General features: G+C 42.6%; 17 protein-coding genes and 1 rRNA gene. 15 read left to right on the top strand and 3 right to left on the bottom strand.

What is annotated here, in order from left to right:
- The first annotated feature begins 61 nt into the window (after positions 1-61).
- The 10 genes from rplQ to FBF75_RS18535 all read left to right on the top strand — a co-directional run bounded on the left by rplQ (position 62) and on the right by FBF75_RS18535 (position 6,846).
- Positions 62-424, top strand: a complete 363-nt coding sequence (rplQ, locus tag FBF75_RS18580; RefSeq protein ID WP_003216944.1) for a 50S ribosomal protein L17 — start codon at positions 62-64, stop codon at positions 422-424.
- Between the two features lie 124 nt (positions 425-548).
- Entirely contained in the window at positions 549-1,391 is an 843-nt protein-coding gene (locus FBF75_RS18575; protein WP_008345218.1) for an energy-coupling factor ABC transporter ATP-binding protein, read from the top strand.
- On the top strand, positions 1,367-2,236 hold the full coding sequence (locus tag FBF75_RS18570) for an energy-coupling factor ABC transporter ATP-binding protein (protein WP_035389139.1): 870 nt from the start codon (positions 1,367-1,369) through the stop codon (positions 2,234-2,236). Before FBF75_RS18575 ends, FBF75_RS18570 begins: the two co-directional genes overlap by 25 nt.
- Complete coding sequence (locus tag FBF75_RS18565; RefSeq protein WP_008345215.1) at positions 2,233-3,030, top strand: energy-coupling factor transporter transmembrane component T family protein; 798 nt, start codon at positions 2,233-2,235, stop codon at positions 3,028-3,030. Before FBF75_RS18570 ends, FBF75_RS18565 begins: the two co-directional genes overlap by 4 nt.
- An 11-nt stretch (positions 3,031-3,041) precedes the next feature.
- Complete coding sequence (gene truA, locus FBF75_RS18560) at positions 3,042-3,785, top strand: tRNA pseudouridine(38-40) synthase TruA (RefSeq protein WP_136945066.1); 744 nt, start codon at positions 3,042-3,044, stop codon at positions 3,783-3,785.
- 164 nt (positions 3,786-3,949) lie between these two features.
- Positions 3,950-4,387, top strand: coding sequence for a 50S ribosomal protein L13 (rplM, locus tag FBF75_RS18555; protein ID WP_003217042.1), 438 nt, complete (start codon positions 3,950-3,952; stop codon positions 4,385-4,387).
- 20 nt (positions 4,388-4,407) lie between these two features.
- Positions 4,408-4,800: a 30S ribosomal protein S9 gene (gene rpsI / locus FBF75_RS18550; protein ID WP_007496354.1), complete on the top strand. Its 393-nt coding sequence runs from the start codon at positions 4,408-4,410 to the stop codon at positions 4,798-4,800.
- Positions 4,801-4,976: 176 nt separating this feature from the next.
- A complete protein-coding gene (locus tag FBF75_RS18545; RefSeq protein ID WP_041091512.1) occupies positions 4,977-5,492 on the top strand; it encodes a GNAT family N-acetyltransferase in 516 nt (171 codons plus the stop codon).
- Positions 5,493-5,589: 97 nt separating this feature from the next.
- A complete protein-coding gene (locus FBF75_RS18540; RefSeq protein WP_136945065.1) occupies positions 5,590-6,336 on the top strand; it encodes an amidohydrolase family protein in 747 nt (248 codons plus the stop codon).
- Positions 6,337-6,372: 36 nt separating this feature from the next.
- Complete coding sequence (locus FBF75_RS18535) at positions 6,373-6,846, top strand: GNAT family N-acetyltransferase (protein ID WP_060780684.1); 474 nt, start codon at positions 6,373-6,375, stop codon at positions 6,844-6,846.
- A 28-nt stretch (positions 6,847-6,874) separates the two neighbouring features.
- On the opposite strand, the gene FBF75_RS18530 is transcribed toward FBF75_RS18535, so the two are convergent.
- Positions 6,875-7,447: a DUF4825 domain-containing protein gene (locus FBF75_RS18530; RefSeq protein ID WP_136945064.1), complete on the bottom strand. Its 573-nt coding sequence runs from the start codon at positions 7,445-7,447 to the stop codon at positions 6,875-6,877.
- Between the two features lie 147 nt (positions 7,448-7,594).
- Here FBF75_RS18530 and FBF75_RS18525 point away from each other — a divergent pair, with 147 nt between their 5' ends.
- The 3 genes from FBF75_RS18525 (at position 7,595) to FBF75_RS18515 (ending at position 9,972) form a co-directional block, all read left to right on the top strand.
- On the top strand, positions 7,595-8,038 hold the full coding sequence (locus tag FBF75_RS18525) for a YbaK family protein (RefSeq protein ID WP_048003240.1): 444 nt from the start codon (positions 7,595-7,597) through the stop codon (positions 8,036-8,038).
- A 58-nt stretch (positions 8,039-8,096) separates the two neighbouring features.
- Positions 8,097-8,810, top strand: coding sequence for an N-acetylmuramoyl-L-alanine amidase CwlD (cwlD, locus tag FBF75_RS18520; protein ID WP_017359175.1), 714 nt, complete (start codon positions 8,097-8,099; stop codon positions 8,808-8,810).
- A gap of 103 nt (positions 8,811-8,913) precedes the next feature.
- Complete coding sequence (locus FBF75_RS18515; RefSeq protein WP_008345199.1) at positions 8,914-9,972, top strand: Mrp/NBP35 family ATP-binding protein; 1,059 nt, start codon at positions 8,914-8,916, stop codon at positions 9,970-9,972.
- A 38-nt stretch (positions 9,973-10,010) separates the two neighbouring features.
- Here FBF75_RS18515 and gerD read toward each other — a convergent pair whose 3' ends face one another.
- Positions 10,011-10,589, bottom strand: a complete 579-nt coding sequence (gerD, locus tag FBF75_RS18510) for a spore germination lipoprotein GerD (RefSeq protein ID WP_017359176.1) — start codon at positions 10,587-10,589, stop codon at positions 10,011-10,013.
- 90 nt (positions 10,590-10,679) lie between these two features.
- Between gerD and FBF75_RS18505 the strand changes: the two genes are divergently transcribed.
- On the top strand, positions 10,680-11,282 hold the full coding sequence (locus tag FBF75_RS18505) for a KinB-signaling pathway activation protein (protein WP_136945063.1): 603 nt from the start codon (positions 10,680-10,682) through the stop codon (positions 11,280-11,282).
- Here FBF75_RS18505 and pdaB read toward each other — a convergent pair.
- Positions 11,275-12,039 carry a polysaccharide deacetylase family sporulation protein PdaB gene (pdaB, locus tag FBF75_RS18500; RefSeq protein WP_035389113.1) on the bottom strand — a complete coding sequence of 255 codons (765 nt, stop codon included), beginning with the start codon at positions 12,037-12,039 and terminating at the stop codon, positions 11,275-11,277. The two genes, FBF75_RS18505 and pdaB, sit on opposite strands and share 8 nt — an antisense overlap.
- A 377-nt stretch (positions 12,040-12,416) precedes the next feature.
- Here pdaB and FBF75_RS18495 point away from each other — a divergent pair.
- Positions 12,417-12,491: ribosomal RNA gene (locus FBF75_RS18495) — 16S ribosomal RNA — on the top strand; the annotation flags it as partial.

Here is a 12,491-nt window from a genome sequence, read left to right as displayed (position 1 = left end):
AACTAGGATTTTCGTGTGTTTTTTATTCATACAGCATCTCTAATTAAGGAGGGGACATCACATGGCATACAGAAAGCTAGGACGCACTAGTGCACAACGTAAAGCAATGCTTCGTGACCTAACGACTGATTTGATCATCAACGAACGCATCGAAACAACTGAAACACGTGCGAAAGAACTTCGCTCTGTAGTTGAAAAAATGATCACTCTTGGCAAACGCGGAGATCTTCATGCTCGCCGTCAAGCTGCAGCTTACATTCGTAACGAAGTAGCTAACGCTGAAACAAACCAAGATGCACTTCAAAAATTATTCGCTGACGTTGCAACTCGCTACGAAGATCGCCAAGGTGGATACACTCGTATCATGAAGCTTGGACCTCGTCGCGGCGATGGCGCACCAATGGCTGTCATTGAATTAGTTTAATCACATATCGTGTATCTAAGAAAGGGCGGGACAGTTCATAACTGGATCTATGCCCTTTTTTAGATACTACGGCTTTTTAGAAACAGGCAAAGTAGAGGTTGAGCTGAGAGGAGGTCCGGTAGAGATGGAGAAGACATTAATTGACGTAAAAGACATTGTATTTCGTTATCACAAAGATGCGGACAAGCCCGCTTTAGACCAAGTGTCATTGCATGTGAATCAAAATGAATGGCTTGCCATTGTTGGCCACAACGGTTCAGGTAAATCCACACTTGCCCGAGTACTGAATGGGCTCATTTTACCGGATGCAGGAACGGTCAAGGTTGGTGAGATTGAGCTGAAAGAAGAAAGTGTTTGGGATATTCGCAAAAAGGTCGGCATGGTCTTTCAAAACCCAGACAACCAATTCGTTGGCTCAACGGTTCGTGATGATGTGGCTTTTGGTTTAGAAAATAACGGGGTTGAGCGGGAATTGATGATAGAGCGTGTAGATTGGGCTGTCAAACAGGTCAATATGCAGGAGTTTCTTGATCAAGAGCCGCACCATCTATCAGGCGGGCAAAAGCAGAGAGTAGCAATCGCAGGTGTACTTGCCGCAAGCCCTGACATCATGATCTTGGATGAAGCAACATCAATGCTTGATCCGATTGGCCGTGAAGAAGTGCTAGAAACCGTCAGACTGCTGAAGGAACAAGGAACGGTCACGGTCATTTCCATCACACATGATTTAGACGAGGCTGCGAAGGCAGACCGCGTTATTGTGATGAATGGCGGGAAGAAATTTGCCGAGGGAACACCAGAGGAAGTATTTGAACTAGATGAACAGCTGGTTCAGATTGGACTTGATCTGCCATTTTCCTACCGGTTGAGTAAGCAATTGAAGCAGCAAGGTGTGCCGCTTGCAAATGCCCATTTGACACAAGAAGGATTGGTGAAAGAGCTATGGACATTACGATCAAAGAATTAGAGCATCGTTATCAAATGAAAACGCCGTTTGAGCGTCTCGCTTTGTATGATGTCAATGCTTCCATCAAAGAAGGCAGCTATGTTGCTGTCATTGGTCATACGGGTTCCGGCAAGTCGACGTTGCTGCAGCACTTAAATGGACTGCTCAAGCCAACAAAAGGGAGCATTGCGCTTGGAGATACGGTCTTACAAGCCAATAAAAAACAGAAGGATATGAAACCCCTTCGAAAAAAGGTCGGCATCGTGTTTCAGTTTCCTGAACATCAGCTCTTTGAGGAGACGATTCTAAAGGATATCTGTTTTGGTCCGATGAATTTCGGTGTTCCAAAGGAAAAGGCGGAAGCCAAGGCTAAAGAGATGCTGAAGCTTGTAGGCCTTCCTGAATCCTTGTTATCTCGATCCCCCTTTGAATTAAGTGGTGGTCAAATGAGACGTGTGGCGATTGCAGGTGTTCTAGCGATGGAGCCAGAAGTGCTTGTGCTTGATGAGCCGACTGCGGGATTAGATCCACGCGGACGTAAAGAAATCATGGACATGTTCTATGAGCTTCATCAAAAAGCCAACCTGACGACGATCCTTGTGACACACAGTATGGAAGATGCCGCTCATTATGCGGATCAAATGATTGTGATGCACAAAGGAACAGTGAAGGCGACAGGTACGCCGAGGGAGCTATTTGCCAATCGTACCGACATGTCTTCTTTCGGACTGGACCTCCCGGAAACGATCAAATTCCAGCAGGCTGTCGAAGAAAAGCTGGGGCTGACGTTTCCAAGACCGCTTCTGACCATGGATGAAATGGCAGAAGCCTTAACAGCTTTATATCAGGAGGACACGACATCATGATGGATAGTATGATTATCGGCAAATATGTGCCAGGTACATCCTTTGTCCATCGTCTTGATCCAAGGACAAAGCTGTTATCAATTTTCTTTTTTGTCTTTATTGTCTTTTTTGCGAATAACTACATCACTTACGGGCTTTTAGGGGTCTTTACGATCCTTGTGGTGATGGTGTCTCAGGTGCCGCTGTACTTTATTCTCAAAGGAATGAAACCCATCCTTTGGATTGTTCTGTTTACCTTTATTCTGCATATCTTCATGACAAAGGATGGCGCTTTGCTCTTTCACTTTGGTTTTCTGAATATTTATGAAGAAGGTCTAAAACAGGGGATTTTCATTTCACTCCGTTTTGTCTATCTCATCATGATGACAACACTTCTGACGTTGACCACAACACCTATTGAAGTGACAGACGGTATGGAGAAGCTGCTGCATCCTTTCCGTAAAATCAAGCTGCCTGTTCATGAGCTTGCTCTTATGATGTCTATCTCTCTTCGATTTATTCCGACTTTACTCGAAGAAACAGACAAAATCATGAAAGCACAAATGGCAAGAGGTGTTGATTTTACAAGCGGACCCGTGAAAGATCGTTTAAAAGCGATTGTCCCATTGCTTGTCCCACTTTTCGTCAGTGCGTTTAAGCGTGCGGAGGAATTGGCGACCGCTATGGAAGCGAGAGGCTACCGCGGGGGAGAAGGTCGTACGAAATACCGTCAGCTTGTCTGGGGAATGAAAGACACGTTCACGCTGCTTCTATTCATCCTGTTAACAGCACTCCTTGTGCTGCTTAGAAATTAGGTGATGCCTAGATGAAAGTAAAATGTACCGTATCATACGATGGGACACATTTTAAAGGTTATCAAGTGCAGCCAGGACAGCGTACTGTACAAACGGAGATTGAATCTGTTCTTGCTAGAATGCATAAACAAGATGAACTAATTCCGATTGTGGCTTCTGGCCGGACAGACAGTGGCGTTCACGCAAAGGGGCAGGTCATCCATTTTGACACCCCGCTTGCCATCCCGATGGAGAGATGGCCGTTTGCTCTCAACAGCTTGCTGCCAGATGACATTCGTGTTCTAAAGGCTGAAGAAGTGGATGAGTCGTTTCATGCCAGATTTGGTGTTGTGTCGAAGGAGTACCGTTATAGGGTCTCAACGGAAACGCACCAAAATGTGTTTACGAGACAGTATGCCTGTCACTATCCTTACCCGTTGGATGTCGACAAAATGAGAGAAGCTGCTGGGCACCTCATTGGCAGACACGATTTCACAAGCTTTTGTGCGGCCAATACAGAGGTTCAAGACAAGGTGAGGGAGATTTACGCCCTTGAGTGGAAAAACGTCTCAGACGGGCTTGAAATGCGTGTGAGAGGGAATGGCTTTTTATACAACATGGTGCGAATTATAGCAGGCACGTTACTTGAAATTGGTTCTGGTAAATTTCACCCTGAGGAGATAAAAGCCATGCTTGCCGCCCGAAATCGCGAAGCGGCAGGCAAGACTGCGCCCAGTCACGGACTGTATTTATGGGAAGTTTTCTATGACAACTAAACCAGGTGTAACATGTTCTTGACACAGGAAGCAGAAAGTTATAAGATATCATATGGTATGTATTTCAACCCCACAAATAAGCCCCGGAAGACTTATCTGTGTTTTGAAATAGAACGTAGCATTTGATTCAGGAAAATTCATTGATTTATTTAGGAGGGAAACTCATGCGTACAACACCAATGGCGAACGCAAGCACAATTGAGCGCAAATGGCTAGTGGTTGATGCGGCAGGCAAGACTCTAGGTCGTCTTTCTACTGAAGTAGCATCACTTTTGCGCGGTAAGCACAAACCAACTTATACACCACACGTTGACACAGGTGATCACGTGATCATCATCAATGCTGAGAAAATCGAATTAACTGGTAAGAAATTGACGGACAAAATTTACTACCGTCATACGATGCACCCAGGTGGTTTGAAACAAAGAACTGCTCTTGAGATGCGTACAAACTACCCTGAAAAAATGTTGGAGCTTGCTATCAAAGGTATGCTTCCAAAGGGTCCACTAGGTCGTCAAATGTTCAAAAAATTAAATGTGTACCGTGGTTCTGAGCATCCACATCAAGCACAACAACCTGAAGTTTACGAACTTCGCGGTTAATTATAAGGGAGGTTAACAATTTGGCACAGGTTCAATATTACGGTACAGGTCGTCGTAAAAGTTCTGTAGCGCGCGTTCGCTTAGTTCCAGGTGAAGGCCGTATCGTCGTTAATAATCGTGAAATTACTGAATACATTCCATTCGCTGCTTTAATCGAAGACGTGAAACAGCCTTTGAACATCACAGAAACAGCTAACAGCTACGATGTTCTTGTAAATGTTCACGGTGGTGGATTCTCTGGTCAAGCTGGAGCAATTCGTCACGGTATCTCTCGTGCTCTTCTAGAAGTAGATCCTGAGTACCGTACACCACTTAAACGTGCTGGACTTCTTACTCGTGACTCTCGTATGAAAGAGCGTAAGAAATACGGTCTTAAAGGCGCACGTCGCGCACCTCAGTTCTCAAAACGTTAATCAATTTTATATTGTATGGACGTTTTACAAGGGTTTGTACAGGAAAACCCTATATGAAAAGCATCAGCATCTTGCTGGTGCTTTTTTATTTGTGTTTTTTTCTGTCTGGAAACATATAAAATAGGATCATAGTCAGGTTTCTGTTTAAAAAATGATGTTAAAGGGGGATGGCATTTATGATTCTAATAACAGAAAGATGTCTCATTCGACCGTTTATTGAGGATGATTGGCAGGATGTCTATGCATATACATCTGATCTAGCGGTGATGAAGTATATGCCAGAAGGTGTTTTTTCTAAAGAAGAGGCGCAGGAATTTGTCAAAAATAATCGTCTTGAGACGGGCAAGAATTTTGCTGTTCTATTAAAAGAAGATCATACATGCATCGGGCATATCGTGTTTCATCCTTACTTTGGTGAGCACACATATGAAATTGGCTGGGTCTTCAATTCTGCATATCAAAACAAAGGCTATGCATCAGAAGCTGCATTTGCTGTCCTACATCATGGCTTTCACACAATGAATTTACATCGAATCATTGCCACTTGTCAGCCTGAAAATGTGCCATCGTGGAGAGTGATGGAGAAAATGGGGATGAGAAGAGAGGGATATTTTAAAAAATGTATACCACAAGGAAATGAGTGGTGGGATGAGTTTTACTATGCCATCTTACGAGAGGAATGGAAAACTTGATAAGTTTTCATGATATGAAGTAATTCGTCATTCCAAATATCCCTTGGCTTTCTCTATTGATATAATCAGGTCAAATAAGCAGAAGAGGGGCGCGGGCATGAGGATCTTTGATGCACATTTTCATATCATTGATTTTGATTTTCCTATTCAAGAAAACCAAGGATATACACCGCCGAGTTATGTGGTGAATGATTATAGGAGAGAGACGGCTGATTTGGGGATTGTAGGTGGAGCGATTGTGTCAGGGTCATTTCAGGGTTTTGATCAAGACTATATGTTGAAAGCACTAGATGAAATGGGACCGACTTTTTGCGGTGTGACACAATTACCTTTTACAGCAACTGACGATGAGATTGTTCATTTGGATCAACATGGGGTCAAAGCTTTACGTTTTAATGTGAAGCGGGGCGGTTCGGAGGATATTTCAAAGCTCGACTATTTTGCGAGAAGGGTGTATGAGCTGGTGGGCTGGCATAGTGAGCTCTACATAGACGCTAAGCATCTCCCTGACATCTCACCTACGCTTGAACAGCTACCGGCTATTTCGATTGATCATTTAGGCTTATCTGAAGAAGGTTTGCCGCATTTGCTCAAGCTGGTTGATAAAGGGGTTCGGGTAAAAGCAACTGGTTTTGGGCGAGTCGATTTAAACGTGGAACATGCATTGACGTCCATTTATCAAACGAATCCTGATGCATTGATGTTTGGTACAGACCTTCCATCTACAAGGGCGAAACGTCCATTTGAATACGGTGATGTTGAGTTGATTCAACGGATGTTTGATGAGGAAGCGGTGGATAAAATTTTATATGAGAACGCGATCAATTGGTATTTTGGCAAATGAATAAAGGCTTCCATTCCGTGATAGGAGGTGTGTTCATTGAATCTGAATCAATTGACATTTAGAGAAGCCGTCCAAGGAGACCTCGACAACATCGTTTTGATGCTTTCAGATGACAAATTAGGCCAAAAGAGAGAACGCTACACTCGTCCATTATTAGAAAGCTATCTCAATGCCTTTCATTCGATCGAAGCGGATCCCAATATTGAACTAATCGTGGCTTGTGATCGGGAAGAGGTAGTCGGGGTTCTCCAATTAACAATGACTCCATTTCTAACGTATCAAGGAGGATGGAGAGCTTCAATAGAAGGAGTTCGTACAGCCTCGACTCATAGAGGAAGAGGAATTGGCACATTGTTGATCAAACGGGCTATTCAACGCGCAAGTGACCGCGGGTGTCATATGATTCAGCTGACAACAGACAAACAGAGGCCAGAAGCACGCCGTTTTTACGAAAAGTTGGGATTTGAAGCTACGCATGATGGGATGAAACTGCATCTTGATTTCAAATAAAAAGCAGAAGGTGGCATCCCTCTGCTTTTTATGATTGTTTCACCGGAAACGCTTTGTATACATCTTGACGTTTATCTTTTGACTTCACAACTCCATCAACCAGTTCTTTTTGCCAAAGCGCTGTATCGTCTTTGTATACTTTAAAAGAATGAGGCAGCTTTTTCTCTAGCTGTTTTCTTTTAAACGTGACGGATGGCTCGTCTTTAGAGTACATCTTGAGTGTCACTTGCTCCACGTTATCGATAAGAATAAAAAGTGCCAATGCATTATATAAGTAGTTTTTTTCAATGGTATCCTTCTTATCAAACCAAAATGCATCAAATTGTTCTTCTGTATCATTGGTATTTTCTTTCACGCCGTATGTCACTTTTAGCGCTTTTTCATCTACGATTTCATACTCGCGAATCACGTTACCTGGAAGATCTGATAAAATAGCGCCGACTGCTCCATTGTCTCCAATATAAGAATTTTTGTGTTTGGAGAGCTGTTTTAATGATATGTCTTCTATTCCTTTTATGTCACTCTTCTGCTCGGTCGCTTGACTGCCGCATCCAGATAAGACGACTGTTAGTAGCAACAGGATATACATCCACTTCTTCATGAATTTTGCCCCTTTTCTATTCTTTCTATATATAAATGTTCATTTTATCACAATTTTCCAATCCGTTAGCGCATTGATTTCCATTTACTGAACTGCATGTTTTGTCCAAACCAACGAACAATACAAAGAAAAAAAGGAGTTCAGTCCATGGCAGAAGTTCTTTCATTTTATCAATTGAAAACAAAACGAGATGTCACGCTTGAAAAGAAGCTGTTGCGTACATTGTCTCTTCAACAGGTGACGGTCGCTTCCGAGAAATTCACGAGGAAGCTGTTCCCATTTGCAGATGATCCAGCTGGGATTATGAGTGATGGCTGTATTGATTTCGCCATTGAGGCTTTTTTAGCAGGTGGGAGATACGGTGAGTCGAGTAAGTACGGTGAATCCTTCGATGATATAAAAAAGCGGTCAGTTCATGAAGAAGATGAGCTGGTTGAGGAGCTAGCAGGGTGTTTGCAATCGTGGGGGAATATGTTCCGAATGGAGCGTAAGATGTCGTGTCTGTATCCATTTGCGAAGGAATTTTTAAGCATATGGTGGAAGGAAGGCTTTCGGGAATCAGAAAAAAGGCATAAGCTTCGCCTGCACTAAGCATATTTCCAGCCCTTGTCCCATATCTATAAAATAATGGTGTATGGGAGGGACAGGGATGAAAAGAAAGCTGAAATGGACAGGGTTTTTAATCGGGTTTATTGTCCTCTTATTCTTATTCAGATTTCAGTTTCTAAATGATGATTCGTGGAAATCGTGGAACTTGCCTTTGAGCGGCAAGATCATCTATTTAGATCCGGGTCACGGCGGTCCAGATGGCGGTGCTGTTGGCGGCGAGCTGCTCGAAAAAGAGATTGCACTGGATGTGTCCATGAAGATAAGAGACTATTTGCAGGAGCAGGGAGCGCTTGTTCTCATGACCCGGGAGGATGACTCTGATTTATCATCAAAGAATACAAAGGGTTATGCCCGAAAGAAAGCGGAGGATTTGAGAAACCGTGTGAAAGTCATCAATGAGTCTGAAGCGGATCTCTATTTAAGCATACATTTAAATGCGATCCCATCGAACAAATGGAGCGGGGCCCAGACGTTTTTTTACGGAAAGTATGAAGAGAATGAAAAAGCAGCGAAGTTCATTCAAGATGAATTGCGCAACAACCTTGAAAACACAGATCGCAAGGCGAAGCGAATCAATGGGATTTATTTAATGCAAAATGTCACGAAGCCAGGAGCGCTTGTCGAAATAGGATTTTTATCGAATCCAAAAGAGGCTGGTCAGCTGGCGACTCCTAAATATCAGGATCAAATTGCTGCTTCAATTTATAAAGGCATTCTCAGATATTTAACAGAGCAAAAAGAGCCGCCTGAATAAGGGGCTTTTTCCTGTTTATCGCAGGCAAAGAGGACAGACATTGTAAGGATATGTATGATATACTTGGATTGTAAACGAATTCAATAAAGGGTGAGGTTCTGCTATGATCGGACAAGATGATGTGAGAAAACTAGTTGGGAAGATGGACGAACCTTTCCTTCATATACCGCTTGGTGAGCTGGATGCCATCAAGGAAATCAGCCTAAAGCCTGAAAAAGAACATGTGAGCTTAAAAGTGGCGATTGCCAAGACAGGCACTGCTGAGCAGATGAAGCTGCAGCAAGACATCGTACAAGCTTTAAAAGCAGCGGGCGCGAACACTGTAGGACTTCGTTTTGAAGAACTGCCTCAAGAAACGCTTGAAAAATTTATGCCGTCACAGGATGAGGAAGAAAATTTGCTCAACTCTAAAAATCCGCCTGTGTTCTTAGCGATTGCGAGTGGAAAAGGCGGAGTTGGGAAATCAACTGTTTCCGTTAACCTGGCTGTGGCACTGGCTCGTCTAGGGAAAAAAGTGGGACTGATCGATGCTGATATTTACGGCTTTAGCGTACCGGATATGATGGGAATCACCGTCAGACCGACAGTTAAAGGGGAAAAGATTATTCCTGTGGAACGCTTTGGCGTCAAAGTGATTTCAATGGGCTTTTTTGTTGAAGAAAACGCACCGGTCATTTGGAGAGGACCGATGCTTGGTAAAATGCTAAATAATTTCTTCCACGAAGTAGAGTGGGGAGAATTAGATTACTTACTATTAGACCTTCCGCCTGGAACAGGTGATGTGGCACTTGATATTCATACGATGCTTCCGAGCTGTAAAGAAATCATTGTGACAACACCGCATCCAACAGCGGCTTTCGTTGCTGCTAGAGCAGGCGCAATGGCACTGCAAACAGATCACGAGGTGCTAGGGGTCGTTGAGAATATGAGTTACTATGAAAGCAAAAAAACAGGTGAGAAGGAATATGTCTTTGGAAAGGGCGGCGGGGACAAGCTGGCGGAGGAGCTGCGAGTATCAGTCCTTGGTCAAATCCCTTTAAGACAGCCTGATTGGAATGAGGACGATTTTGCACCTTCCGTCTATGATGCGAGTCATCCGACAGGGGAAGTGTATCAACACATTGCCAATAAAGTCATTGAACAATTAACAGTGAAAGCATAATGAAAGCCCGAGTGGACCTTGTGCCACTCGGGTGATGTTTAACTGCCGTTTCCTTGTGAACCGGAATCATTGCTGCTTTCAGAGACTGCTTTTTTTAGCTCATCTTCGAATTTCTTCTTATAAAGAGGGCTGCTCAATGTTTCGGTGATGACTTTCTCTAAGTGCTTTCTGAACTCTTTGCTTTTGACCAGTTCACCGTATTTCTTTTCCATTTCAGGATCCTTGAGAATATCCATCATCATTTGTTGATAGTCAGGGTCCTTCATCAATTGTTTTAACATCTTTTCATGCTGTTGCTGCATGGATTTTGCGAAAGTCTCGGCAAATTTAGAATCCTCAAAGACCTTCTTCCAGAACTCTTTGCCTTTATCAGAAGTTAGTGTTTTCTCTATTGTTTTTTTCACAGTTTGTTCATCCATTACCAAAGCTTCATTCATTGCCTCGTCATTTAATAACTGTTGAATGGCCTTTTTACCGTCATCTGTTTTCAAAATATCGACGACCATTTTTTTCGTTTCGTCATAGTCCATATTAGATGAGGATTGGGTTTTGGGAGCACAAGCTGTTAGAGATAAAAGAAGAAAACAGCTCATTATACGCAAGATGCCTTTTGACATACTGTGGCTCCTTTCGTTACATGTCTTACTTTTAATATGAATGTTTCACGTGAATTTATACATAACAAAAATAGGGGTTGGGTCAATTCAATGAAAAGTCGGGATTTAGTTCGTTTTTTCTTCTCTGTGCTGGCTGTTGGAGCGGTCATTACAAGCGTGGTAGGTTTTGCGCTGGAGTGGGGGAAATATCAGAAGCTGTTTGTATCGTTTGAGATTTTAGAGATTGCGTCTGTGTTATTTTGGTTTATTGGTGTGGGGATGATCTTTAGTGTAATCAGTCAGATGGGGTTTGTTGTCTTTTTGACGGTGCACCGGTTTGCACTGGAGATTTTCAGGTCGCATTCTTTATGGAATACCATTCAGTTATTCCTTGTGATTTTCGTGCTGTTTGATTTAGCTTATTTGCGGTTTTTGTTTTTCGGGGAGAATGAATCATTTCTTTCATACTTATGGCTGCCTGTTTTTATCGGTGTGTTTGCATTGATCGTGTCTTATTTTAAACAGCAGCAGTCCTCTAAGAAAACATTTATTTCTGCAATGTTTCTCATGGTCGTCATCACGTCGTTAGAATGGTTTCCGGCGCTTAGAGTCAATGAAGAGGACTGGCTGTATTTAATGCTATTCCCGCTATTAGGTTGTAATGCGTTTCAGTTGTTAGCTATGCCGCGGTTTTCAAAAGCAAAAGCTACTTAACCTCAGTTGACTTTGTTTTTGTATTAGAGATAAGTTCGCCAACCGTGATGTTTCTTAAATTCTTATCTTTTAAGTGTTTTAAAATAGCTGGTAAGGCTTGAGCGGTTTGGGTGGCTGAATCTGAGGCGTGAAGGAGAATGATGTCTCCGCTTTTCATTCGATCATTTACATTATGAACAATCTGGTCGACGCCCGGGTTCAGCCAATCTTGAGAATTGATGCTGTAATGGACAACGGTATAGCCATACTGTGTTGCAATTTTCAATACCGTTTCATTAAATTGCCCAGTTGGCGGTCTTAATAATTGAATGTCTTCCAGTCCAAGCTTTTGAAATGTATTTTGTGCACGGACAAGATCACGCTTAATTTCGTTTTCTTCAAGCTGGCTATAATTTTTATATGCATAGCCAAGGCTGCCAATTTGATGACCGTCCTCTTTAATCCTTTTCACAATATCCGGGTGACGCTCAGCCCAAGAAGCAGACAGGAAGAAAGTGGCGTTCTTTATATCGTACTCTCGAAGGACATTTAAAATAGGAACAGCCTTCTCGTCTCCCCAGCCAATATTAAACGTAAGGGATGCGTGTTTTGATGAGGTCTCTCCTTTATAAATTGCTCGGGGTCCTTGTTCTGTTTTAAATACCGACAGCGGCGGTGCCTTTTGTACATAAAAAAAGGTTGCAGCTGCAAGGGCTGCTACAAGAATAATGACTACTTGCTTCAGCCGTTTAATAGGCAACACATATAATCGACTCAATTCAAACACTCCTGCCTTGTCCAAGATTGTTACTTGATTGTATGCAGGACAAGGGTTTAACATGCACAATAAAACTATTTTAAAAAAAGTTCTGAAAAGGCGTTGACCAACAGAATGTTTTCGTGATATATTATTAATCGTCGCTGACACACAGTGACAAACACAAACGCTTCGGGAAATAAACTTAAAAAAAGTTGTTGACATAAGATGAAGCGAAATGTTATATTATTAAAGCCGCTAAGAACGGCGAAGATGATCTTTGAAAACTAAACAAGACAAAACGTACCTGTTAATTCGAGTTTTTATAAAAAAATCCTATGATACATCATAGGTAGTCAGTCAAACGCTGACGAAAAACAAAACTTCGGTTTTGTACTTTTTCGGAGAGTTTGATCCTGGCTCAGGACGAACGCTGGCGGCGTGCCTAATACATGCAAGTCGAGCGGACAGAA

The sequence above is a fragment of the Bacillus sp. S2(2019) genome (assembly GCF_005144805.1).
GTDB classification, from domain to species: Bacteria; Bacillota; Bacilli; order Bacillales; family Bacillaceae; genus Bacillus; species Bacillus altitudinis.
Note: the sequence above shows the minus strand (reverse complement) of the source record. Positions and strands in the feature narration are given on the sequence as shown.